This is a genomic window from Pseudomonas hormoni (assembly GCF_018502625.1).
GTDB classification, from domain to species: domain Bacteria; phylum Pseudomonadota; class Gammaproteobacteria; order Pseudomonadales; family Pseudomonadaceae; genus Aquipseudomonas; species Aquipseudomonas hormoni.
Map to the genome: position 1 here is coordinate 1,693,939 of NZ_CP075566.1, position 22,150 is coordinate 1,716,088.

Below are 22,150 nucleotides of genomic sequence, written 5' to 3' on the forward strand. Positions count from 1 at the left end.
GGGTGCACTAAGTTTAGTCCGGAGGCTGTGGGCTGCTGGCTGGAGCGACGAAAGCCCACATGGACCGCCCTGAACCCCTGTAGGAGCGAGGCTCGCCCGCGAAGACGGTGTGTCAGTTGACAATGAGCTGCCTGACACACCGTCTTCGCGGGCAAGCCTTGCTCCTACAGGGATCAGCAGTGATTGCGAGAGGCGTGTGTATCTCACTGTATCTAAACACCACCCCGACACATTCCAGTTCATTCCCCGCCACCGCCGAACACAGCCCAGATACAAACCTGCGATGAACTGCATAGGCCGCTTGGCACCCTATACACCGTGAAGGGGACAACAATGACCACGCTCCTGCCTGAAACCGACCTGAAATCCACACCCGTCAATCGTCTGCGCGTCGACCAATACACCAACGGCCTCATCGGCCCGAGCCAGCCGATGCTCGGCCCATTGGCCGACGGCGGCACCCTGATCACCGGCACGCCGCCGGGCTGTTGGGGGCCGATGATTACGCCGGCCTTCGAGGGCGGCCATGAAGTCACCCAACCGGTGGCCATTGCCGGTGCCGAAATCGGCGATGCCGTGGCGATCAAGATCAAAAGCATGCGCGTCACCTCACTGGCCACTTCGTCCGGTGTGATGAGTTTTGTCGAAGGCCGCTACAACGGCGACCCGTTCGTTTCGAAATTTTGCAGCAAATGCGGCACCGAACACCCGGCCAGCCACGTTGAAGGCATCGGCGAGGATTCGATTCGCTGCAACAACTGTGGCGCCGAAGTCAGCGCGTTCCGATTCAGCCACGGTTACGTGATCGTGTTCGATGCGCAGAACCAGGTCAGCCTGACCGTCAATCAGGACGTCGCCAATCAACTGGCCGGCAACGCCTCCGAAATGTCGGCGCTGCCTGAATTCGCCGCCCAGCATTCGATCCTGTCCCTGGCCCGCGCCGACATTCCTGGCGTCGCCGCGCACATGCGGCCGTTCCTTGGCAACATCGGTACCACGCCGTCCCGTGACTTGCCGGACTCGCACAACTGCGCCGATTTCGGTCAGTACCTGATCGGCGCACCGCACCGTTTCGGCATGACCCGCGAGGAACTGCACGCGGCCAAGACCGACGGTCACATGGACACCAACTCGATCCGCGAAGGCTGCGTGCTGATCTGCCCGGTGAAAGTCCCTGGCGCCGGTGTTTACATGGGCGACATGCACGCCCAGCAGGGCAACGGCGAAATCGCCGGGCACGCCACCGATTGCTCCGGGGAAACCGAAGTGCAGGTTGAAGTGATCAAAAACCTGACCCTGGAAGGGCCGATCCTCCTGCAAAACCTCGACGATCTGCCGCCGATGGCCCAGCCAATGAATGCCCGGCAGCGGCAGAAAGTCCGCGAACTGGGCGAGCGCTGGGGGCAGCATGAAATCGAAGAGAGCGGCCCGATCACCTTCATCGGCAGTGGCGAAAACCTCAACGTGGCGGTGGAAAACGGCCTGAAACGCGCTGCCTCGGTCACTGGCCTGGCGTATGACGAAGTGCTCAACCGCGCGACCATCACCGGTTCTATCGACATCAGCCGCTTGCCGGGTACCGTGCGCGTGACGTTCCTGTGCCCGATGCCGGTACTGGATCGCATCGGCATCGGCCATCTGGTGCGTGAGAAATACGACCTGGCGTAACGCCAATCGGCGGGTCTGTACCGAAGTGTGTACAGGCCCGTCGGCGATACAACCACTGCGATTTTCTGCCGGAACGGAACACAGGCCCGATACATCGCTTCGATTAACTGTGATTCTGTTCTGGCAACCCTTGAGATCGACATCATGCAGACCCCCATCAACACAGCGAAAGCGACCGTCGGACTTGGCCTGCGTCGCGGATTAATGAAGGACCTCCAGGCTGCCCCCATGGGTGATTTCGATTTCCTGGAAGTCGCGCCGGAGAACTGGATCGGCATCGGCGGCGCCCATGGCGCGGCGTTGCGCGCCCTGGCCGAACGGTATCCGTTGTCCTGTCACGGTCTGTCGCTGTCACTGGGCGGGCCGGCGCCGCTGGACGTCGGGTTTTTGCAGGAAGTCCGGGGTTTTCTCGATCAATACAACGTGCCGCTGTACAGCGAGCACCTCAGCTACTGCAGCGACGACGGTCACCTTTACGACCTGTTGCCGCTGCCCTTTACCGAAGAAGCGGTGCATCACGTCGCCGCACGCATTCGTCAGTCCCAGGACATCCTCGGTCGGCGTCTGGCGGTGGAAAACGTCTCTTACTACGCGGCACCACAGCAGGACATGGACGAGTTGACGTTCACCAATGCCGTGCTGCGCGAAGCTGATTGCGACCTGCTGCTGGACGTCAACAATGTGTACGTCAACTCGATCAACCACGGTTTCGATCCGCAGACCTTTCTGGCCGGCATCGATTCCGGCCGGGTGGTGGCGATGCACGTGGCCGGGCATTTCGATGAGTCCGACACCTTGAAAATCGACACCCACGGCGCCTCGGTGAAACCGGTGGTCTGGTCGTTGCTGGCCGAGGCCTATGCCCGGTTCGGCGCACAACCGACGCTGCTGGAGCGGGATTTCAATTTCCCTGCGTTCTCTGAACTGGTCGCCGAATTGCAGACCATCCGCCGCTTGCAAACCGAGGGGGTGAACCGTGGATAAACCAACCCTGTTTCAACAGCAGAACACCCTGGGTCTTTACCTGCGCGACCCGGATCACTGCGCACCGCCGGCCGGGATGGATGTGGCGCGGGCACAGGTTTATCGCGACCTGATTTTCAACAACCTGTCGATGTTGCTCAGCGGCACTTTTCCGGTGCTGATCAAGATTCTGGGTGATGAACACTGGCGTTCGCTGATGCGGATTTTCCTTCGGGACTACCGCGCGCACACGCCGAAATTCGGTGAGATCGCCCAGGAGTTCGTCGAGTTTCTCGCCGCACAGCCGCCGGCGTTGAACGACGGACCGTGGCCGCCCTTCATGGTGGAGCTGGCGCATTACGAGTGGGTCGAGATGGCGTTGCAGCAGTCCGAGTCCGAGCCGTTGCCGGCGAGCGATGACGGGTTGTTGCTGGATCGACCGTTGCAGATTTCGCCGCTGGCCTGGCCGTTGGCGTATGCCTGGCCGGTGCATCTGGTCGGACCGGATTATCGACCGGACGCTGTACCGGCCGAGCCGACGTTGCTGCTGGTGCGGCGGGTTGAGGACTGGAGTGTGAAGTTTTCCGCGTTGAGCCCGTTGGCTTGGCGGTTGTTGCAGCGCATTGGAGAGTTTCCCGAGCTGAACGGGCGCGAGCAGCTGGAGGGATTGGCTGTGGAGGCAGGAACGGCTGGGTCGCAGGATTTCATCGAAAGTGGGGCGGCGTTGTTGCGGCAGATGCAGGGGGAAGGAGTGGTTGGCGTTACTGCCTGACCGAACGCAATCCTCCAAACACCCAATAACCCTGTGGGAGAGAGCTTGCTCGCGATGAGGCCTGCACATCCAACATCGATGTTGGCTGACACTCCGTCATCGCGGGCAAGCCCGCTCCCACAGGGGGATCGGGGATGCCCGTTAATTACTGGGCGGAGAAAAAATACCGCGTCAGGTGAAAGAAAATCGGCGCCGCAAAACAGATCGAGTCCATCCGGTCGAGCATGCCGCCGTGGCCCTTGATCATGGTGCCCCAGTCCTTGGCGCTGAGGCTGCGCTTGATCGCCGACATCACCAGCCCGCCCAGGAAACCCATCACCACGATGACGAACGACATCATCAGCGACTGCCAGAAACTGAACGGCGTCATCCAGAACATGCAGCCGCCAATCAGCGTGGCAGACAAACCGCCACCCACCAGGCCTTCCACGGTTTTCGACGGACTCACCAGCGGCGCAACCTTGTGCTTGCCGAAGAGCTTGCCGAACACGTACTGCAACACATCACTCAGTTGAACGACGAACACCAGGTAGAACAGCAGCAGCGCGTTCTGACCCTGGAAGCCTTCCAGATCCAGCAGCAACAATGCAGGCGCGTGGCTGATGCAGTAGACGCAAATCATCACCCCCCACTGAATTTTGGCCGCCCGTTCCAGGAAGGCGTCGGTGTCCTGGCTCAGCACCGCAATCGCCGGCAACAGCAGGAAGGCGTACACCGGAATCAACAGCGTGAAGAGCGAATACCAGTGGGTGCCGATCAGTATGTATTGCAGGGGGATCAGAATGAAAAACGCCGAAAACAGCGCGTTATGGTCGCCAGGCCGGGTCGGTGTCAGGGTGATGAATTCCCGGAGTGCGAACAGGGAAATGAAGCCGAACAGAATGACCGTCGCGTTCCCGCCCAGCAGGTAGGACACGAAGAAAATGATCACCATCCCCCACCAGGCATTTACGCGCTGATTGAGGTTTTCGATAGTTGAGATCGAGCCCTCTGTCGTAGCCCGCTTGGCCAGTATACGGCCGATGATCGAAGCGATCGCCAACAGGGCGGCAATGGCGCCGAAGAACCACAAAAACTTTTCATCAAGATTCATTCCGACAACCTCACAATCGCGTCACGCGCCCGATCCAGAAACACCTGTTTTTCCTCACCGCTGATCCGTTGCAGCGGGTCGCCGATACGGATCGTGCAGATGATGGGCAGCGGGACGTGTTTGCCTTTTGGCATGGAGCGATGCAGGTTTTCCAGGTAGATGGGCACCAGGTCAACCTCGGGGAATGTCTCGGCCAAGCGGAACAGACCCGATTTGAAAGGACCGGGCAATGCCTCGCTGCCGCGCGTGCCTTCCGGAAAGATGATGATCGAATGGCCGGCACGCACCACATCGAAAATCGGCTCCAGCACGTTGACGCCGGGCGCGGGATTGCGATCGATCAGCACCGCATTCAGGCCTTTCTGCGAGATGTATGACAGGAATTTGTTCTTTCCCCAGTAGTCAGCGGCCGCAACCGGTTTCACGTTCACTCGGGCTTCCGGTGGCAGGGCGGCGATAATTGCCAGGGTGTCCATATGGCTGGAGTGATTGGCGAAATAGATACGCTGGCGTGTCAGGTCCGGCGGGCTTTCCCATCGGGCGGTGACGCCGATCACGAATCGAAGAACAGAAATCAGCGCGTTACTGATCCACATGAGGATTCCCCTTCAGCTGGCGCGAGATGGCCAGGGTGCGCGTAACGCAGGTCGCGGCGGATCCGGCCGCGATGATGACCAGCGCGATCAACAGCACGTAGTGAGTGGCATAAACGCTGGCTTCGACGGCATTCAACAGAAGTGCCACGGTCATCACGGCCATTCGGTGCTGCTTGGCCATGGGTCCCATGAAACTCTGCTTGAGCCCGATCGAACCACCAAACACCCTGACATAAGCCGTCAGTGCCGCGGCCAGCGCCGCAAACCAGCCAAGGTCCGAATAGCCGATGGCATACCCCAGCCCGACAATCAGCAGGCTGTCGGCGATCCGGTCGGGGAATTCGTTGTAGAGGCTGCCGATGTCGGACTTTTTGCCGCCTTCGATCGCCACCATCCCGTCGAAGAGGTTGCACAGCAGGCGCAACTGAATGCCGATCGCGCAGAGGATTGAGCCGGCAATGCCGTTATCGATGTTGAGGGCCACGATGCCAACGAGTGCGAAGGCGATGCTGGCCACGGAGATCTGATTGGGGGAGAGATCTCTTTTCACCAAAATGTCGGTGATGTGTCTGGCCCACCCCGCAGAACGCGTCTTGATGGGTCTTCTGTTTTCATCCATTAGCCAATGTCCATATCAATGATGAGGTACTGCCGAGTACAGCACAGTGGCGATTCACCGACTGCACCCGACAATATAAAGGCTTTCCTGCGCCTAATGCCCATCAATTCGGCTTCTGTAGGAGCACGGCTTGCCCGCGAAGAACGATGACACGGTTCTCAGGTGGAACTGCGTCGTGGCCTTCGCGGGCAAGCCTTGCTCCTACACAGGTCGGGTCGGCAATCTCAACTCCGCGCACAACCCACCGCCTTCACGGTTGCTCAATGTCAACGAGCCGCCAAGGGCCAGCGCCAATTGTTGGGCAATCGCCAGGCCCAGGCCGGTCCCGCCGGTGCTGCGGTTACGTGAATTCTCCACGCGGTAGAACGGCTCCATCACGTGGGCCAGTTCGTCTTCGGCAATGCCGGGGCCGCGATCCATCACCTTCAACGACAGATTGCCGCCGGGTTTCGACTCCACCTGCAATTCTGCCGCACCAGCGAATTTGAGCGCGTTGTCCGTGAGGTTCACCAGCACGCGTCGCAAGGCGTGCGGCCGGATATCGATGACGGCTCCACTTTTACCACTGAGCTGTACGTCTTTGCCCACGTCCTGATAGTCGAACACCAGGCTGTCGAGGAACGAATCCAGATCGGTGCGACGGTTCTCTTCGGTGGCGCCATGGACGCTGCGGGCATAGGCCACACCCTCACGCACCAGGTGCTCCATTTCGCCGAGGTCGTTCCACAGTTTGTCTTTTTCGCTGCAGTCGTCCATGAGCTCGGCGCGCAGTTTCATCCGGGTAATCGGGGTTTGCAGGTCGTGGGAAATCGCCGCCAGCAGTTGCATGCGTTCTTTCAGATAGGCCGCGATGCGCGCCTGCATGGCGTTGAAGGCCATGGCGGCATGGGCGACTTCGGTCGGGCCTTTTTCATCCAGGTTTACGGCGTGAGTGTTAGGGTCCAGGGTCTCCACTGCCTGTGCGAGGCGGGTGAGGGGACGGATGGCGATTCGCACGGCCAGCCAGGTGCAGAGAATCATCAGCAACAGTTGGCCCAGCAGAACGGTGGGCAACCAGGGTGACAGCGGCACCATCGTCGGGCGCACGTCGATGGTCACCGGGCTGCCATCGGCCAGTTTCAGATGGACCTGGAAGTGTTTTACCGGGCCGGGAATGTCGGTCACGGTCATCGGGTAGTCCTTGCCGATGGCGTCCTTGATCGACGTCATCGCAATCGGCGTGTCACTCATCGCCGTACCCGGCGAGCCTTCATCCAGCAAGTAGCGGTAGTTGCGGCGATCCAGCTGTTTCAGCCAACTCATGCGCTCTTCGGCCGGCAGGCGGTCGAGGATGGCGATGGAGGTCGAAACGTCGGTTTCCAGATTGCCCAGCATGGTGTTTTTCGCGCTTTCGTAACGCTCGTAATACTGCGCGCCGAAAGACAGCGCCTGCGCCAGAATCAGGCCGATCAGGAAGATCAGCGACAGCCGCGAGGCGAGGGTGCGAGGCCAGCGCAACGAGTGTTTCATGAGGGCGCACCGAGGACTTCCACCGGCAGGGAAAACACATAACCCTCACTGCGCACTGTCTTGATGTAGGCCGGTTCCCGCGCATCGTCGAGCAAGCGCTGACGCAAGCGGCTGACCAGCAAGTCGATGGAGCGGTCGAACAGATCGGCGTCGCGGCCCTGGGTCAGGTTCAGCAACTGGTCGCGGTTGAGCACGCGCTGAGGATGATCGAGGAACACCCGCAGCAACCGATATTCCGCACCACTGAGGGCGACCATGGTGCCGTCGTCATCGAGCAGGTGGCGGGCCGACGTGTCGAGGCGCCAGCGACCGAAGGCCAGCAGGCGTCCGCTTTCGGTGACCACCAGGTTCGGCGGCAGCATCCGCGTACGGCGCAGCACCGCGTTGATCCGCGCCAGCAGTTCACGGGCGGCGAACGGTTTGACCAGGTAGTCGTCGGCGCCCATTTCAAGGCCGATGATGCGGTCGGTTTCATCGTTGCGGGCGGTGAGCATCAATACCGGCGTGGCCTTGTGTTTGCCGGCGCGGATCTCGCGGCACAGCATCAGGCCATCGTCGCCCGGCATCATGATGTCGAGCACGATCAGGTCCACCGGCGTGGACTCCAGGAATGCGCGCATCTGCCGGCCGTCAGCGACGACGGTGGTTCGCAGGCCATTCTTCTTCAGGTAGTTGCCTACCAGCTCTCGAATCTCGCGGTCATCGTCCACGATGAGAATGTGATCGACGTGTTCCATGGGGCCAAGCCTCTGAAAATGGGGGATGACGCACAGTCTATCGAGCCTTGGCCCGTTCGCCCGCCACCCTTTGTATTGCAGTGTATCTGGTGTATCGGCGGATACACGTGGACGCAAAAACGCCGGATTTCAGGGGTTTTGTATCGCTGTGTATCCGCAGGCCCCTTTGATACGTACCGATTTACATGCGCCGGTTTTCGACACAGACGAGATACCTCGCAGGCTTCTAATAGGTTCCATCGAGGCAAACCCAACCGCCTCGGCTCAATTGAACGACCTACTTATTGAAGCCTTGAGGAAACCGCCATGAACACCAAAGCCATCTACGCCGCTTGTCTGTTTGCCGCCCTGAACATCTGCACCTTGTCGGCCCGTGCTGAAGCAGACGTCACCGCCAAAACCTACTCCTACGGCACGCACCTGGACATCAAGAAAGTGGTGTCGCTGAAACAGGACGCCTCGAATTCCTGCGGGATTGTGGACGCCCAGCTGACTTACCTGGATTCCCAGAGCAAAACCCAGGTCCTGGACTACCGCAAATTTGCTGACTGCAACTCGGACAACTGAGTCTTTCGCTGCCGATTGCCAATCCCCTTTGATACAGGAAGAACATCATGAAAAACGTAACCCGCTTCTTGACCGCCGCCGCGTTCGCCCTTGCCGGCGCCGCCGCCCACGCCAACGCCGCCGTTGAAAAAAGCACCTGCGGCAGCAGCACCTGCTTCCAGCTGACCCCGGTGAACGAGCAGGGCGCCAGCGCCTTCCTCGCACAGGACGGCTCCAGCCGTACGCCGCAAGGGCAAATGATGGCTGCGGATGGTTCGAGCCGTACGCCGCAAGGCCAGATGGTGGCCGAGAACGGTGGCAGCCGCACGCCACAAGGCCAGTTGCTGGATGAGCAGACGGCCTGAGGCCAGACAGTATTTCAGTAGTCACCCCTGATCCAGTGTGGGAGCGAGACCGGCTTGCCGGCGATGACGGACTGCCAGTCGACATCAATGTTGAATGTACCGGTCTCATCGCCGGCAAGCCGGTCTCGCTCCCACAGGTTTAGTGGTGCGCCGCCCTCTATTATTTTCAAGGTGATTCTCATGTTTCTCATCGCTTTCCTGGGCGGCATATTGACCGTCCTCAGCCCTTGCATCCTCCCGGTCGTGCCGTTTCTGTTCGCCGGCGTTAAGCGCACTCGTTCGTCGATCCTGCTCACCCTCGGCGGTATGGTCCTGACCTTCGCCCTGATCTCCAGCCTGGCTGTGGTCAGCAGCGAATGGGTGGTACAAGCCAACAACACCGGTCGTCACGTGGCCCTGGTCGTGATGGGTCTGTTTGCCCTGTCGCTGATTTCCGCACGGGTCGGTGGCTGGCTGGCTCGCCCGTTCGTACTGCTGGGCAACCGCCTCGACCCGCAAACCCGGAAAATGTCCGGCCCATTGGGTTCGGTCATGATCGGTGTTGCCACCGGTCTGCTCTGGGCACCGTGCGCCGGGCCGATCCTCGGCGTGATCCTCACTGGTGCCATGCTGCAAGGCGCCAATGCGCAAACCAGTCTGTTGCTGGTGGCGTACGGCCTGGGCAGCGCGTTGTCCCTGGGTACCTTGATTTTCGCCGGCCGCGGCCTGGTCAATCGCTTGAAAGCATCGATTCCGGTCACCGGTTGGTTGCGTAAGGGCGCCGGGTTTGCGGTGTTGGCCGCTGCGGTGGTGATTTCTACCGGTGCCGACAAGACACTGCTGGCCGGCACTTCGTCCGAAGGCGTCAGCACCCTCGAGAAAGGCGTGTTGGAAAGCGTACCGAAAGTGGTGGATTACCTGGTCAGCAAGGTCAAGGCCGACACGACCCTGGACAATGCCCAAGGCGCCATGCCGTCGCTGTCCGGTGCCGTCGAATGGATCAACTCGCCAGCCCTGACCAACGACTCGCTCAAAGGCAAAGTGGTGCTGGTGGACTTCTGGACCTACGACTGCATCAACTGCCAGCACACCCTGCCTTACGTGAAGGACTGGGCGAAGAAATACGAGAAGGATGGCCTGGTGGTGATCGGCGTCCACACTCCGGAATACGGCTTCGAACGCATCATTGGCAACGTCAAGGATCAGGTGAAGAAGCTCGGCATCACCTACCCGGTGGCCATCGACAACAACTACGCGATCTGGCGCAACTTCGACAACCAGTACTGGCCCGCTCACTACCTGATCGATGCCAAGGGTCAGGTGCGTTTCACCCACTTCGGTGAAGGTCGCTACGAGACTCAGGAGAAGATGATCCAGCAGCTGCTGGAAGAGGCCAAGGCAGACGCCAAAGCCCCCGCACCAGCGGCATAAACCGACCGATCAATGGCTCACAGGCTCCGCGCCGTGGGCCATTGTCTTTTGCTCCTGACCGCGCCGCCACGCCGCCGGCGGTGCGCCAAACTCACGACGAAACGCCCGGCTGAATGCCGTGTCAGTCTGATAACCCACCTCTTCGGCGATGCGCAGCAATGAGCTGTTACTGCTGCGTAACAGATTGGCCGCCAGCAGCATCCGCCATTGCGTCAGGTACTGCATCGGCGAAATCCCCACCAGTTGTTGAAAACGTTCCGCCAACACCGATCTTGAGGTGCCGGCGGTGCGCGCCAGTTCATCCAGTGTCCAGGTGTGACAAGGTTTTTTGTGCAGCGCGTTGAGGGCGGCGCCAACAATCCGGTCGCCCACACCCGCCAGCCAACCGGTGCGACCTTCGCCCTGTTCGTGCATGTACAGGCGCAGCACCTCGATGAACAGCACCTCGGCCAGTTTGGCCAGAACCCCTTCGCCGCCGGGCCTCGGCGAGCGCGCTTCGGCCAGCGCATAACGAACCGACGATTCCAGCCAGATGCCGGCATTCGAGCCGCGCACATTGACCCGCACCACGGCCGGCAACCCGGTCAGCAACATGCCCGCCAACCGCGTGTCGCACGCCAGATAGCCGCACACCAGCCGCGTGACTGCGCCGCCACCGCCATAGCTCAACTGCCGCGGACGCCGTGACAGCACCACGTCCAGCCGCGCACCAGTTGCCGGTTTGAGACCGGGTGCCGAGCCCATGCGGTGCGCGTCTCCCTGAGGGAACACCACCACATCGCCGGCCGTTAGAAGCAGGGGCGGATCATCGCCGAGTTCGACGTAACACTCGCCTTCGGTGATCAAGTGAAAGATCACCACGCGTTCGGCGCCAGGCTCCAGAAACGGTGCTGCCGTGTCGGCGCTCGGTGACTGGTAGCACCAGGGCGCGGTGAACCTGGCGTTGATGAAAATCGCGCCGACCAGGCGGACGACGCGCAGGGTCTGGGACAGGGCGTCCATGGTGGTATTCCCCTGTGGGCGGGCAGCTTTTGATTGTGAGCCTGTCTCAGCGCAACGCGAAACCTCCGGACGATCGGACAGGGTTGGCCGACGATCGGGCAGGACGCCCCCGGCCAGCAGCGCGATAGTGGTCACACAGGGTCTGCCGACTCTGTCATCAATAACAAGAATGAGAGGTTGCCATGCCGAAGTTCGTCATTGAACGCGAGATTCCGGGTGCTGGAACACTGTCAGAAAGGGACTTGAAAGCAGCTGCGCAAAAGTCCTGCAGGACGTTGCGCGACTTGCCGGAGGTGCAATGGCAGCAGAGCTATGTCACCGGCGACAAGCTCTACTGCGTGTACATCTCGCCCAGCGAAGAGTTGATCAGGGAGCACGCCAGGCAGAGCGGTTTCCCGGCCAACAGCATTTCCCGGGTCACCTCCATCATCGATCCCACCACGGCAGAATAAGCCGGGGACGTAGCCCGTAACGGAGCGGATTTAATGAGTACACCCATTGATCTAACTGCCTTGAAAAACCGTCAGATGGCCTCTTGGGCCAGTGGCGACTACGCCGTGATCGGCACCACCTTGCAGATTGTCGGCGAGCAGCTCGCCGAAGCCTGCGACCTGCTTTGCGATGAACGCGTGCTGGACGTCGCCGCCGGTAACGGCAATGCAACGCTGGCGGCCGCGCGCCGCGGCACTCATGTCACGTCCACTGACTATGTAGCTGCACTGCTTGAACGTGGCGAAGACCGGGCTCGGGCGGAACGTCTGGAAGTGACGTTCCAGGTAGCGGACGCCGAGGCCCTGCCTTTCGAGGACGCCAGTTTCGACGCCGTACTTTCAACCTTCGGTGTGATGTTTACACCGGACCAGGCAAAAGCGGCGGCGGAGCTGGCGCGTGTCTGTCGCCCCGGTGGCCGGATCGGCCTGGCCAACTGGACGCCCGAAGGCTTTGTCGGCCAGATGTTCAAAACCCTGGGCCGGCACTTGCCGCCACCGCCGGGGGCTCAACCGCCGTCGAACTGGGGCACCGAGGCCTGGTTGCATTCGCACTTCGATGAACGGGATTTTTTGCTCCAGGTGACACGGCGGTTCTTCAACTTCCGCTACCGCTCGGCGGCGCACTTCATCGACACGTTCCGCACCTGGTACGGCCCGGTCCACAAGGCGTTCGCGGCGCTGCCACCGGAAGGTGCCAAAGCCTTTGAAGAGGATCTAACCGAGCTGATAAACCGCATGAACCGGGCGGGTGACAAGTCGCTGGTGGTGCCGAGTGAATACCTTGAAGTGGTGATCACAAGGCGTTGAACCCGACAACACAAAACCCCTTGTGGGAGCGAGCCTGCTCGCGATGGCGGACATTCAGTCAACATCAATGTTGAATGTAAGGACCTCATCGCGAGCAGGCTCGCTCCCACAGGGGATGTATGGTGTTTGTTCGATCAGTTATTCATCCAGCCGCTCGGTGTACACCACCCAGACACTGCATGGCATTTTGTACAGCAGGTGCTCCACCGTGCTGCCGATCAGCCGCCCCAGGCCGCGATGGCCGATCCGGCCCATGACAATCACGTCGACGTCGAAAGTATCGGCATAGCGGGTCAGCACCTTGGCCGGGTTGCCCATGATCATGTGCCGTTGCTCAGGTGCGATGCCGTTGCGTTCGACCAGTTCGTGGAAGGCTTCCTCCTGGTAGTCGAACACGGTTCTGGCCTTGGCCGACGAGAAAAACGCCGAACCATTGTCGAAGCCGAATTCGTCGGCGCTGATGGATGACAGGTCGTAGGCGTAGACCACATCCAGTTCGGCATTGCAGGCGCTCGCCAGTTTTAACGCTTCGTGAAGGATCCGGTCGTTGAAGCTTTTGTACTGATCATCCCGATGAAACGGGTCGACCGCCGCGACAATCCTGCGGGGCAGGGCATGCACGGCATGGCTGACGAAATGCAGCGGCACCGGGCATTCCCGCAGCAGATGCACGTCGAGTGGCGTGAACATCAGCCTCGAGAGCATCGAATGCGGCTCCAGCGCCTTGATCAGCACGTCCATCGGTTGTTCTTTGAGGTGAATCAGGATTTCTTCCAGCGGACGTTCGACCCACGTCACCTCGGTGGTGACCTTCACGCCGATCTTGCGCAAGGGTCGGGCCTGTTCCTCAAGCCATTGCCGGTGTCGATCGACATAGCCCAGGCGCATTTGCTCCATCGCTTTTTCGTTGACGAGGCTGGCGGTCGCCAGGCCTTCCAGATAATCGAACGCCACAATGTGCAGCGCCGCGTCTTCGGCCTTGGCCAGCGCCGCGGCCCGGTCGAAGGCGGGGCTGTGTTCCATCAGGGGCGAGGCGACCAGCATGAAACGTGATTGCTCAGACATGACAAACCTCCCGTGGGTGAACGAGCAGGTGACGGTCCCTTTGCAATAACCTGGACATTGCCGCCCGATGCGCGGTCATTCGACAGGCATTCAATTAATCAAGTATTGACCATGATCAACGTCCCGTCTGTCAGGTGGACGGAAGCTGACGTTCGTGCCGAGCGCAAATCTGCCGGGTGACATCGATTAAATGTGGGTACGGGCATGCTCGCGAAGGCGGAGTGTCAGTCGCCATCTGCATGACTGACATTCCGCCTTCGCGAGCAAGCCCGCTCCCACAGGGGATATTTGGTGTTAGCGCCACCTATACAACTTTGGCGGCTCGTGCTTCGAGCAGTTCGCGCAATACGGAGCGATGGCAGTGCGCTTCATTCTCGCAATAGCACCCAACGGCCATCGAGGTTTGATGGGAGAGGGCTGCCAACAAATCGAGCAGCTGGCTAGCGGCAGGATGATTCATTTCAGCCTTGAACTTGCGCCGAAAAACTTCCCAGGCTTTTTCGTCCTCCGCGGCTTTTGCCTCCGCAACCAGCTCCGCACTGGGCGACAGCAGCGGCTGCCACACATCATAAAAATCACGGCTGGCGAACTCCGATTTCGGCACACCCCGAGGCGGGCGGCGCACCGTGCCTAACCGCAGGCCTTCATCGGGCAGACGCGGTGAACCAAGTCGTACGATATGAATGGGCATGGCGACTTACCGGTGCCGCGAATCGTCAAACCATTCCAGCGCCGTACGCCAGATGCAGATCCCCAGGAAGTAAGCCGACATCAGCAGCCAAAGCCCCATGACCATCGGGTTGATCACCGGGTGGTTGATCACCAGCGACAGGCTGCACAGCAACCAGATCGCGGTCACGGCAATGTTGATCGGCATGAACCTGCGCACGCGGAACGGGTGCAGGAACTTCATCCGCGTCACGGTCAGCAGCGCCAGGCCGATCACGGTGAGCAGGGTGATCCATGGCGACGGGGCGATGATGTACAGGCACAGCGCAACCACGTTCCATGCGGCGGGGAAGCCCTGGAAATAGTTGTCCTTGCTTTTCATGTTGACGTTGCAGAAGCAAAACAGCGACGAGACCAGAATCAGCGAGACGGTCAGCAGCAGCGTGTAGTCCGGCAACGGGATGTAGCGATAGATGAACAGCGCCGGGATGAACACATACGTCAGGTAATCGATCACCAGATCGAGGATTGAACCGTCGAAACTCGGCAGCACCGACTGGACGTTGACCTTGCGCGCCAACGCACCATCCAGCCCGTCGACGATCAGGGCGACGCCCAGCCACAGCAGGCAGTTGGTGGGCTGGTTTTCCAGCAGGGCGAGGGTCGCGAGGAAGGCAGTGACCACGCCCGTGGCGGTAAAACCATGGGCACCCCATGCTTTGAGCCTGGCGATGTGTAGAGTCGAAATCACGGGGGCGTTCTCCAAAAAGTGAAGCAAGCCAGTCATCACCCTCGATGATCGAGGGCGGCGGCAAACCGGGTCGGGTTGCAGGTATCGACCGGAAATCCGGGAATAAGGTTCACCGTCTGTGAATCTTAGCTGGGTCGCCAAAAAATACTCCGGATTAATCTTGATGCTGTTCACGTAACGAAATTCTTGAGTGGGGCTGACATTCCTGACGATGGGGAATGTCCCCGTCGGACTGCGCTGCCGGCCATTTCGGGTCTGCGGCAGACAACTGGCTGCGTTTTGCGGATGTACCCGGACCCCCTGTAGGAGCTGGCTTGCTAGCGATGGCTGAGCTTCAGGCGCCGTAGGTTTTGATGGTGTACATATCCATTCCTGCGGTAACGGCCGCTATGGGTTCCGCCCTTACGGCGGGTTACTTGGGGCTCTTCCAAGTGACTCGCCGTAAGGGCGAAACCATAAGTGGCCGTTACCGAAGGAACGGATATACCCCCAATCACCTGAACACCAACCCCAAGCAAACACCATCACGTATTAAAGGAAGGTCACCGCAACGTCAGCCAAACGGCGCTGGCGCAATAGCCTGCGAGGACTATCGTTGCCTGACTGGACAACTCCAACCCATGAGGACGTCGTCATGAACACCAGCGATTTGCTCGAACAGCTCTTGCGAGCCGGCCAGGGCTCAATGACACAGCAAGGTGGCGGCGTACCTGCCCAGAGCGGCCAGGGCGCCCTGGGCGGTGGTCTTGGCGGATTGCTCGGCGGCCTGCTGGGCGGCGGTGCAGGTGCAAACAGCGGATTAGGTGGTTTGTTGGGAGGAATGCTCGGTGGCGGCTCAGCCATCGGCGGTTCGACCCAGCGACGCTCCGGTGGCGGCACCAACTACGCCGCGCTGGCGTCCCTCGGCATGATGGCTTTTCAAGCGTATCAGGCCTGGCAACGCAGCCAGGCGGCCTCGCCGCAACAGGCGCCCCGCACCGTGGATCTGTTATCCGGCCCGGAAGTCGAGGATCACAGCCACGCCGTCCTTCGAGCATTAATAGCAGCGGCGAAGGCCGATGGCAGGATCGATGACGCCGAAAAGCACATGATCAGCACCGAAATCGGCCGCCACACCGATGACCCGGAACTCCAGCAATGGTTGGACGATGAAGTCGCCCGCCCGCTCGATGCCGCCGATGTGGCGCAGTCGGCAACGGACCCGGCGATAGCCGCGGAAATGTACCTCGCCAGCGTAATGCTGGTGGACGACCAGCAGGACGCCGAACGCACCTACCTCGATGAACTGGCGGCGGCGTTGCAGATCGATCCGGATTTGCAGGTGCATCTGGAACAGCAGGCCAAGGGTGGCGTGGCCTGACCTGCTTTTCGTAGGAGCCAGGCTTGCCGGCGAAAGCGCATCTCAGTACGCCTTCGCCGGCAAGCCTGGCTCCTACAGGGGGTGCGGTCATTTCGGCAGCAAAAACGTCACCCCGTGCGCTTCGGCAATCGCCAGTATTTGCGGCAAATCCTCCGGCACCCTGAGCCGGTCCACTGCCGCAAAGAACTGGCCGCCCCGTGGATCAGACACCACGCCGATCATCTTCGCCGTAGCGCTGATGTTCTTGTAGGCATGAATGGACCCCGCGGGTATATGCACGTAACCGCCGGCCGAGACGGTGGTGGAGGCGCCCTCGACTGTCACTTGCACCTGCCCGTCAATCACGTAGAACGCCTCATCCCAGGGATGAAAGTGCGGTGGCGGGCCGCCTCCCTGCACGCCTTCCTGGATGTGCACCTCAAAGGGTTTGCTCAGATCACCGCCCGCGAGAATCGTGATCGCCTCACCCACGACATTGACCGGTCTGGGGGCTTTTCCAGACCCGATGACGTGAACCGTTCGCATGATTGCTCTCCTGGGGATGAGTCCATACCCGGTTGAGTATATTCACTCGAGCCCGCGCCGGGTGCAGCGGCGCAAGGCCGTCTGTCAGCGCAATTTCAACCCCGATTGAATTTTTCTCCGGGCAAATCGCTCTGCTGAAGTAGAGACGTGTTGATTCAGCGTCCTGCCACTGGCCACAGACCGAGAGATGCGCCCATGACTGCCCTGACACGACTCGAATCCCGGCCTGCCCACGAGCACGCCATCCCGACTGCCGGCAGCCTGAAGCAGTGCTATGAACAGCTGCTGCTGGGCGACGATGCCGGGCAACGCCGCGCGCTCGGCAAAACGTTCCTGACAGCGCAACTGCAACGGGCCGCAGACCTGCCCGAAGAGATGCCGGAGGATTTGTCGGCCCTGCAAACTTTCGTCGAACAGCACAGCACCGAAGTGGCGCGCCAATACGCTGACTACCTGAGCGCCCGCAAGGAAGGCGGACCCCGGCAGTTCTTCAGCAACAAGGCGCATGCGCTGTTCTTCCTGCAAGCCGTCAGCCCGATCAAGCTGGTGGACGGTGCCTGGTTGTACGGCCTGTTGCAGCACTGGCGCGACCCGCGTTTCGAAGGGCTGGTCTGTACCTATCTGGAAGAGTTGGGCGAGGGCAACCCGGCGCAAAATCATGTGGTGATCTACCGCAAGCTCCTTGCCGAACTCGGTTTGCAGGACACCGGCGTCATCGCCGACGAGCATTTCCTGCAAGGCGCGATACAACTGGCGCTCGGCGAATGCGCCGACGACTTTTTGCCAGAAGTGATCGGCTACAACCTCGGCTACGAACAGCTGCCGCTGCACTTGCTGATCAGCGCCTATGAACTCAGCGAACTGGGCATCGATCCGTATTACTTCACCCTGCACGTGACCATCGACAACGCCAGTACCGGGCACGCGCAAAAAGCCGTGCAATCGGTGCTGCAACTGCTGCCGATCGAAGGTGATCGCGAAGACTTTTTGCGCAGGGTCGCGCTGGGTTATCGGCTCAATGACCTGGGGCAGGGCAGTCGCGCGATCATCGAGTCGTTCGACCTTAACGCTGAAGTGTTGAACATGCTGGAACGCAAACGCCCGTTTGGCCAGCACATGCATTCCGACTACTGCCGGTTTGAGGGCAAGACCGTCAATCAATGGCTGTCCTCGCCGGAGCAGCTACCGGGTTTTCTTGCTGCCCTGGAACACAAGTGCTGGATCAAACGTCATCAGGATCCCCAGGAAAGCCGCTTCTGGCAGTTGATTGATGGCGACGGCGCGGCCATGTTCGGTGTGTTCAGCCCTTATGAAAAGCAACTGTTGCACGACTGGATCGCGGGTGACTGGACAGCGGAACGTTCAACACCCGCGGTTCGCCGCGTAAGCAGTGGCGCGGTCGAACTGGCGTTGCCTGCCAGCGATCCGGATATTCAGACCTTGCAAGCCGCGCTGGAAGGGTTGTCCGCCGCCGAGCAGATGCCGGTGTTGATTCCTTGGCTGTCCGCCCATCGACACGCCCATCCTGCCGGCCTGATGGCCACGCGGCGATTCATCGAACTCAAATCCAGCCTTCGATAGGGAGAGTCGCATGAATCAGGAAGAACAACTAAGTGCTGCGGATCTGGCCTTGCTGCAATTGGGGCGCCGTTTGCAGGCGGACGGTTACCGCTTTATCACGCCGACACCGCTGACCCATCAGCGGGTCAATGACCGTGCATTCGGCCAAAGTGCCCGGACTCTGCGCGAGGTGTTCGGCTGGTCGCGGCCGTTCGAACCGGGTCTGTTATCAGCGGATGAACAACGGCAATTGCAACAGGCGGGCGTTCTCGAAGAGAGCAATGGCCGGCTGAAAAGCCACGTACGCTGGTCCAGCCTCGATGACCTGCTGTTCGTGCATTCGGGATTCCCCACGGACGCGGCCGACGCGGTGTTCTTTGGCCCGGATACCTACCGTTTTGCCCAGTTGATTCACACCCATCTGCAACAGAGTTTCGCGCCGGTCAGACGCGCCGTGGACATCGGCTGCGGCGCGGGCGTCGGCGCCATCGTGATTGCTCGCGCACGCCGTGAAGCCGAAGTGCTGGCGGTCGATATCAACCCGGCGGCGCTACGCCTGACGGCTGTGAACGCCGCGCTCGCCGAAGTGGCCAACGTCAGCATCGAGGCCAGTGATGTGCTGCAGGATGTCGACGGTACATTCGACCTGATCGTCGCCAATCCGCCCTACATGGCCGACCCGGCCGAGCGTGCCTATCGCCACGGCGGCGGGGCGCTTGGCGCGCAATTGTCGGTGCGCATTGTCGAGCAGGCGCTGAACCGACTGACCCCTGGCGGTTCGCTGGTGTTGTACACCGGAGTGGCGATGGTCGACGGCTGCGATGCGTTTCTCGCCGCGTTGGCGCCGTACCTGGATTCGGCACGGTTCGGCTGGACCTATCGCGAGATCGATCCCGACGTGTTCGGCGAAGAACTGTTGATGCCGGGCTACCAACGGGTGGAACGGATTGCGGTGGTCGCGCTGATCGTCACGCGGCTCGATCCGGGCATCGGTGGAAGCGTTGAATCAGCCACAGGTGAGTGAGCCATGAACAAGAATCTGGATGACTACAACCGCATGCGCGACTTCTCGGCGACCTCTGAACCGGCCGCCAAACGTTCGGGCAAGAAAGCCGCGAAAGATCACGCCTTGCAGTTCTGCATCCAGAAGCACGACGCCTCGCGCCTGCATTATGACTTTCGCCTGGAACTCGATGGCGCGCTGAAGAGTTGGGCGGTGCCAAAAGGCCCGTCGCTGGACCCCAAGGTCAAGCGCCTGGCGGTGCATGTCGAAGACCATCCGATTGATTACGCCACGTTCGAGGGCAGCATTCCCGAAGGGCATTACGGTGCCGGTGACGTGATTGTCTGGGACCGTGGCGTCTGGATTCCGCAGGAAGACCCGGCCAAGGCCTACGCCAAGGGCAAGCTCAAGTTCGAGCTGCAGGGCGAGAAGCTTGGTGGCCTGTGGAATCTGGTGCGTACGCACATGCCGGGCAAGCAGGAACAGTGGTTCCTGATCAAGCATCAGGACAGTGCGGCCAAACCCGAAAGCGATTACGACGTGGTCGCCGCCGAGCCGGACAGCGTACTCAGTGACCGGACCATCGTTGCGAAAAAGTCGAAAGCGGCGGACAAGCCCAAGCCCATCAAGAAACCGGCGCGCAAAATCGCGGAAAAAAAACAGTCGGCGCAACTGACCGGTGCGCACAAAGCGACATTGCCGGACCTGATCAAGCCCGAACTGGCCACGCTGGTGGAAAAAGCCCCGGACGGCGAATGGAGCTATGAGATCAAGTTCGACGGCTATCGGATCATGGCTCGCATCGACCATGGCGAGGTCAAGCTGTTCACCCGCAACGGTCACGACTGGACCCACAAACTGCCGAAACAAGCCGAGGCGCTGGCTTCGCTGCAACTCGAATCCGCCTGGCTCGATGGCGAGATGGTGGTGACCAACGAGCAGGGCGTGCCGGACTTTCAAGCGCTGCAAAACGCCTTCGACTCCGGGCGCAGCGGCAACATTCTTTACTACCTGTTCGACATGCCGTACCTCAATGGCGTGGACCTGCGCGAGGTGCCGGTCGAAGAGCGGCGGGTCGCGCTGGCGACGGTGCTCAAGCCGAACGAAGATCCGTTGCTGCGGTTCTCCGACGCGTTCGCCGAAGAACCCGACGCCTTGCTCAACAGCGCCTGCCAGATGCAGATGGAAGGGCTGATCGGCAAACGCCTGGGCTCGCCTTACGTGTCGCGTCGCAGCAGCGACTGGATCAAACTCAAGTGCAAGCATCGACAAGAGTTTGTGGTGGTCGGCTACACCGATCCGAAAGGATCGCGCAATGCGTTTGGTGCGTTGCTGCTGGGGCTGCATGACCGGAACAGCGGGGAGCTGCGCTATGCCGGCAAGGTCGGCACGGGCTTCAACGAGACAACGCTTAAAAGCATCTACGAACAACTGAAACCGTTGCAGACCAAGAAACCTTCGGTGGTCAATCCACCGACCGGTTTTGACGCCAAAGGTGTGCACTGGCTCAAACCCGTTCTGCTGGCTGAAATTGCCTTCGCCGAAATGACCAAGGAAGGCTCTGTTCGCCATGCCGTGTTCCATGGTCTGCGCGACGATAAGCCGGCCGAAGACATCACCGAGGAGCGTCCAAAAGTGGTGAAGAAAAGCACGGCAGAAAAACCTGCCCCCCGCCAAAAGAAAGCCTCGGAAAAAACCGCACCGGCGCCGTCACAACTCGGCCTGGGCGAGGGCAAGGTGCGGATCACTCACCCGGACCGGGTCATCGACGCCAGCAGCGGCACCACCAAAGTGCAACTGGCGGAGTATTACGCCCGCGTCGCCGAATGGATTCTGCCCGAATTGAAAGACCGGCCCGTGGCGCTGGTTCGCGCGCCGGACGGTATTGCCGGTGAACTGTTTTTCCAGAAGAACGCCGAGCGCCTGGCCATTCCGGGGATCACCACCCTAGACAAGGAACTCACCGGCCAACCGATCATGATCATCAACAGCGCCGAAGCGCTGATCGGCGCTGTGCAGATGAGCACCGTCGAGCTGCACACCTGGAATGCCACTTCGGACAACCTCGACAAGCCCGACCGCTTCGTTCTCGACCTCGACCCGGACCCGGCGCTGCCGTGGAAAAGCATGGTCGAGGCGACCCAACTGACGCTGTCGGTACTGGACGAACTGGGACTCAAGGCCTTCCTCAAGACCAGCGGCGGCAAAGGCATCCACCTCGTGGTGCCGCTGACCCGCAAGCTCGGCTGGGATGAAGTGAAGGATTTCAGCCACGCTATCGTCAGCCACATGGCCAAACTGTTGCCGGAGCGGTTTTCCGCGGTGTCGGGGCCGAAGAACCGGGTGGGGCGGATCTTCATCGATTACCTGCGCAACGGCCTCGGCGCCACCACCATTTGTGCTTACGCGGCGCGCACCCGCGAAGGGCTGCCGGTGTCGGTGCCGATCTTTCGCGAGGAAGTGGCCGGGCTCAAGGGCGGCAATCAGTGGAACGTGCACAATGTGCATGAACGCCTGGCCGAGGTGGGCGACGAGCCTTGGGCCGACCTGAAGAAAACAAAACAGGCAATTACCGCCGAGATGCGGCGGCGGGTGGGGATGAAGAAGTAGCCTTGCGCAACCCAACTGTGGGAGCGAGC

Annotated in this window: 23 protein-coding genes; 12 read left to right on the top strand and 11 right to left on the bottom strand. The window is 60.6% G+C overall.

All coding sequences use genetic code 11. From position 1 onward, the window contains the following. The first annotated feature begins 333 nt into the window (after positions 1-333). From KJF94_RS07980 to KJF94_RS07990, 3 genes are all read left to right on the top strand, one after another. Positions 334-1,668, top strand: a complete 1,335-nt coding sequence (locus tag KJF94_RS07980) for an acetamidase/formamidase family protein (protein WP_214382431.1) — start codon at positions 334-336, stop codon at positions 1,666-1,668. 144 nt (positions 1,669-1,812) lie between these two features. Continuing rightward, positions 1,813-2,652: an HvfB family MNIO-type RiPP peptide maturase gene (locus KJF94_RS07985; RefSeq protein WP_214382432.1), complete on the top strand. Its 840-nt coding sequence runs from the start codon at positions 1,813-1,815 to the stop codon at positions 2,650-2,652. Next, the gene (locus tag KJF94_RS07990; protein ID WP_214382434.1) at positions 2,645-3,403 is read left to right on the top strand and encodes an HvfC family RiPP maturation protein; all 759 of its coding nucleotides are present in this window, start codon (positions 2,645-2,647) and stop codon (positions 3,401-3,403) included. The genes KJF94_RS07985 and KJF94_RS07990 overlap by 8 nt, the downstream gene beginning before the upstream one ends. 145 nt (positions 3,404-3,548) lie before the next feature. Here the strand turns inward: KJF94_RS07990 and KJF94_RS07995 are convergent, their stop codons facing one another. The 5 genes from KJF94_RS07995 to KJF94_RS08015 all read right to left on the bottom strand — a co-directional run bounded on the left by KJF94_RS07995 (position 3,549) and on the right by KJF94_RS08015 (position 7,957). Continuing rightward, a complete protein-coding gene (locus KJF94_RS07995; protein WP_214382436.1) occupies positions 3,549-4,496 on the bottom strand; it encodes a phosphatidate cytidylyltransferase in 948 nt (315 codons plus the stop codon). Then, positions 4,493-5,092: a lysophospholipid acyltransferase family protein gene (locus KJF94_RS08000; protein WP_008028204.1), complete on the bottom strand. Its 600-nt coding sequence runs from the start codon at positions 5,090-5,092 to the stop codon at positions 4,493-4,495. The genes KJF94_RS07995 and KJF94_RS08000 overlap by 4 nt, the downstream gene beginning before the upstream one ends. Continuing rightward, positions 5,079-5,711 carry a CDP-alcohol phosphatidyltransferase family protein gene (locus KJF94_RS08005; protein WP_214382438.1) on the bottom strand — a complete coding sequence of 211 codons (633 nt, stop codon included), beginning with the start codon at positions 5,709-5,711 and terminating at the stop codon, positions 5,079-5,081. Before KJF94_RS08005 ends, KJF94_RS08000 begins: the two co-directional genes overlap by 14 nt. 201 nt (positions 5,712-5,912) lie before the next feature. Next, positions 5,913-7,220, bottom strand: a complete 1,308-nt coding sequence (locus KJF94_RS08010; RefSeq protein ID WP_214382440.1) for an ATP-binding protein — start codon at positions 7,218-7,220, stop codon at positions 5,913-5,915. After that, complete coding sequence (locus KJF94_RS08015) at positions 7,217-7,957, bottom strand: response regulator (protein ID WP_017338028.1); 741 nt, start codon at positions 7,955-7,957, stop codon at positions 7,217-7,219. Before KJF94_RS08015 ends, KJF94_RS08010 begins: the two co-directional genes overlap by 4 nt. 306 nt (positions 7,958-8,263) lie before the next feature. Between KJF94_RS08015 and KJF94_RS08020 the strand changes: the two genes are divergently transcribed. Together KJF94_RS08020 and KJF94_RS08025 are read left to right on the top strand one after the other, a co-directional pair. Then, positions 8,264-8,524, top strand: a complete 261-nt coding sequence (locus tag KJF94_RS08020) for a DUF2790 domain-containing protein (protein WP_214382442.1) — start codon at positions 8,264-8,266, stop codon at positions 8,522-8,524. 47 nt (positions 8,525-8,571) lie between these two features. Continuing rightward, complete coding sequence (locus KJF94_RS08025; protein WP_214382444.1) at positions 8,572-8,868, top strand: hypothetical protein; 297 nt, start codon at positions 8,572-8,574, stop codon at positions 8,866-8,868. A gap of 14 nt (positions 8,869-8,882) precedes the next feature. Here KJF94_RS08025 and KJF94_RS08030 read toward each other — a convergent pair whose 3' ends face one another. Next, positions 8,883-9,050 (bottom strand): hypothetical protein, encoded by a 168-nt coding sequence (locus KJF94_RS08030; protein WP_214382445.1) that lies wholly within the window; start codon positions 9,048-9,050, stop codon positions 8,883-8,885. Between KJF94_RS08030 and KJF94_RS08035 the strand changes: the two genes are divergently transcribed. Then, positions 9,049-10,278 (top strand): cytochrome c biogenesis protein DipZ, encoded by a 1,230-nt coding sequence (locus tag KJF94_RS08035; RefSeq protein WP_214382446.1) that lies wholly within the window; start codon positions 9,049-9,051, stop codon positions 10,276-10,278. The two genes, KJF94_RS08030 and KJF94_RS08035, sit on opposite strands and share 2 nt — an antisense overlap. A 9-nt stretch (positions 10,279-10,287) precedes the next feature. On the opposite strand, the gene KJF94_RS08040 is transcribed toward KJF94_RS08035, so the two are convergent. After that, positions 10,288-11,280, bottom strand: a complete 993-nt coding sequence (locus KJF94_RS08040; protein WP_214382447.1) for an AraC family transcriptional regulator — start codon at positions 11,278-11,280, stop codon at positions 10,288-10,290. Between the two features lie 182 nt (positions 11,281-11,462). Between KJF94_RS08040 and KJF94_RS08045 the strand changes: the two genes are divergently transcribed. After that, entirely contained in the window at positions 11,463-11,732 is a 270-nt protein-coding gene (locus tag KJF94_RS08045) for a DUF4242 domain-containing protein (protein WP_214382448.1), read from the top strand. A gap of 33 nt (positions 11,733-11,765) precedes the next feature. Further along, positions 11,766-12,578 (top strand): class I SAM-dependent methyltransferase, encoded by an 813-nt coding sequence (locus KJF94_RS08050; RefSeq protein ID WP_214382449.1) that lies wholly within the window; start codon positions 11,766-11,768, stop codon positions 12,576-12,578. A gap of 138 nt (positions 12,579-12,716) precedes the next feature. Here KJF94_RS08050 and KJF94_RS08055 read toward each other — a convergent pair whose 3' ends face one another. The 3 genes from KJF94_RS08055 to pcsA all read right to left on the bottom strand — a co-directional run bounded on the left by KJF94_RS08055 (position 12,717) and on the right by pcsA (position 15,063). Beyond that, the gene (locus KJF94_RS08055) at positions 12,717-13,643 is read right to left on the bottom strand and encodes a universal stress protein (RefSeq protein ID WP_214382451.1); all 927 of its coding nucleotides are present in this window, start codon (positions 13,641-13,643) and stop codon (positions 12,717-12,719) included. Positions 13,644-13,947: 304 nt separating this feature from the next. Further along, positions 13,948-14,334: a DUF488 domain-containing protein gene (locus tag KJF94_RS08060; RefSeq protein ID WP_214382453.1), complete on the bottom strand. Its 387-nt coding sequence runs from the start codon at positions 14,332-14,334 to the stop codon at positions 13,948-13,950. Between the two features lie 6 nt (positions 14,335-14,340). Then, on the bottom strand, positions 14,341-15,063 hold the full coding sequence (gene pcsA / locus KJF94_RS08065; RefSeq protein ID WP_214382455.1) for a phosphatidylcholine synthase: 723 nt from the start codon (positions 15,061-15,063) through the stop codon (positions 14,341-14,343). Between the two features lie 634 nt (positions 15,064-15,697). Here pcsA and KJF94_RS08070 point away from each other — a divergent pair. Then, positions 15,698-16,423: a tellurite resistance TerB family protein gene (locus KJF94_RS08070; protein ID WP_214382457.1), complete on the top strand. Its 726-nt coding sequence runs from the start codon at positions 15,698-15,700 to the stop codon at positions 16,421-16,423. 87 nt (positions 16,424-16,510) lie between these two features. Here KJF94_RS08070 and KJF94_RS08075 read toward each other — a convergent pair whose 3' ends face one another. Continuing rightward, positions 16,511-16,948 (bottom strand): cupin domain-containing protein, encoded by a 438-nt coding sequence (locus tag KJF94_RS08075; RefSeq protein WP_214382459.1) that lies wholly within the window; start codon positions 16,946-16,948, stop codon positions 16,511-16,513. A 195-nt stretch (positions 16,949-17,143) separates the two neighbouring features. Here KJF94_RS08075 and KJF94_RS08080 point away from each other — a divergent pair, with 195 nt between their 5' ends. Genes KJF94_RS08080 through ligD form a run of 3 tightly spaced genes read left to right on the top strand, consistent with a single transcriptional unit; the run spans position 17,144 to position 22,121 of the window. Then, positions 17,144-18,529, top strand: a complete 1,386-nt coding sequence (locus KJF94_RS08080; RefSeq protein ID WP_214382461.1) for an iron-containing redox enzyme family protein — start codon at positions 17,144-17,146, stop codon at positions 18,527-18,529. 10 nt (positions 18,530-18,539) lie between these two features. Beyond that, positions 18,540-19,532 (top strand): methyltransferase, encoded by a 993-nt coding sequence (locus KJF94_RS08085; RefSeq protein ID WP_214382463.1) that lies wholly within the window; start codon positions 18,540-18,542, stop codon positions 19,530-19,532. Between the two features lie 3 nt (positions 19,533-19,535). Further along, positions 19,536-22,121 carry a DNA ligase D gene (ligD, locus tag KJF94_RS08090; protein ID WP_214382465.1) on the top strand — a complete coding sequence of 862 codons (2,586 nt, stop codon included), beginning with the start codon at positions 19,536-19,538 and terminating at the stop codon, positions 22,119-22,121. The last annotated feature ends 29 nt before the right edge of the window (positions 22,122-22,150 follow it).

Excerpts from the sequence above, each read along its gene's own strand:
- KJF94_RS07980 (WP_214382431.1), top strand. The coding sequence starts at position 334 with ATGACCACGCTCCTGCCTGAAACCGACCTGAAATCCACACCCGTCAAT.
- KJF94_RS07985 (WP_214382432.1), top strand. The coding sequence starts at position 1,813 with ATGCAGACCCCCATCAACACAGCGAAAGCGACCGTCGGACTTGGCCTG.
- KJF94_RS07995 (WP_214382436.1), bottom strand. The coding sequence starts at position 4,496 with ATGAATCTTGATGAAAAGTTTTTGTGGTTCTTCGGCGCCATTGCCGCC.
- KJF94_RS08000 (WP_008028204.1), bottom strand. The coding sequence starts at position 5,092 with ATGTGGATCAGTAACGCGCTGATTTCTGTTCTTCGATTCGTGATCGGC.
- KJF94_RS08005 (WP_214382438.1), bottom strand. The coding sequence starts at position 5,711 with ATGGATGAAAACAGAAGACCCATCAAGACGCGTTCTGCGGGGTGGGCC.
- KJF94_RS08010 (WP_214382440.1), bottom strand. The coding sequence starts at position 7,220 with ATGAAACACTCGTTGCGCTGGCCTCGCACCCTCGCCTCGCGGCTGTCG.
- KJF94_RS08015 (WP_017338028.1), bottom strand. The coding sequence starts at position 7,957 with ATGGAACACGTCGATCACATTCTCATCGTGGACGATGACCGCGAGATT.
- KJF94_RS08020 (WP_214382442.1), top strand. The coding sequence starts at position 8,264 with ATGAACACCAAAGCCATCTACGCCGCTTGTCTGTTTGCCGCCCTGAAC.
- KJF94_RS08025 (WP_214382444.1), top strand. The coding sequence starts at position 8,572 with ATGAAAAACGTAACCCGCTTCTTGACCGCCGCCGCGTTCGCCCTTGCC.
- KJF94_RS08035 (WP_214382446.1), top strand. The coding sequence starts at position 9,049 with ATGTTTCTCATCGCTTTCCTGGGCGGCATATTGACCGTCCTCAGCCCT.
- KJF94_RS08030 (WP_214382445.1), bottom strand. The coding sequence starts at position 9,050 with ATGAGAATCACCTTGAAAATAATAGAGGGCGGCGCACCACTAAACCTG.
- KJF94_RS08040 (WP_214382447.1), bottom strand. The coding sequence starts at position 11,280 with ATGGACGCCCTGTCCCAGACCCTGCGCGTCGTCCGCCTGGTCGGCGCG.
- KJF94_RS08045 (WP_214382448.1), top strand. The coding sequence starts at position 11,463 with ATGCCGAAGTTCGTCATTGAACGCGAGATTCCGGGTGCTGGAACACTG.
- KJF94_RS08050 (WP_214382449.1), top strand. The coding sequence starts at position 11,766 with ATGAGTACACCCATTGATCTAACTGCCTTGAAAAACCGTCAGATGGCC.
- KJF94_RS08055 (WP_214382451.1), bottom strand. The coding sequence starts at position 13,643 with ATGTCTGAGCAATCACGTTTCATGCTGGTCGCCTCGCCCCTGATGGAA.
- KJF94_RS08060 (WP_214382453.1), bottom strand. The coding sequence starts at position 14,334 with ATGCCCATTCATATCGTACGACTTGGTTCACCGCGTCTGCCCGATGAA.
- KJF94_RS08070 (WP_214382457.1), top strand. The coding sequence starts at position 15,698 with ATGAACACCAGCGATTTGCTCGAACAGCTCTTGCGAGCCGGCCAGGGC.
- KJF94_RS08075 (WP_214382459.1), bottom strand. The coding sequence starts at position 16,948 with ATGCGAACGGTTCACGTCATCGGGTCTGGAAAAGCCCCCAGACCGGTC.
- KJF94_RS08080 (WP_214382461.1), top strand. The coding sequence starts at position 17,144 with ATGACTGCCCTGACACGACTCGAATCCCGGCCTGCCCACGAGCACGCC.
- KJF94_RS08085 (WP_214382463.1), top strand. The coding sequence starts at position 18,540 with ATGAATCAGGAAGAACAACTAAGTGCTGCGGATCTGGCCTTGCTGCAA.
- ligD (WP_214382465.1), top strand. The coding sequence starts at position 19,536 with ATGAACAAGAATCTGGATGACTACAACCGCATGCGCGACTTCTCGGCG.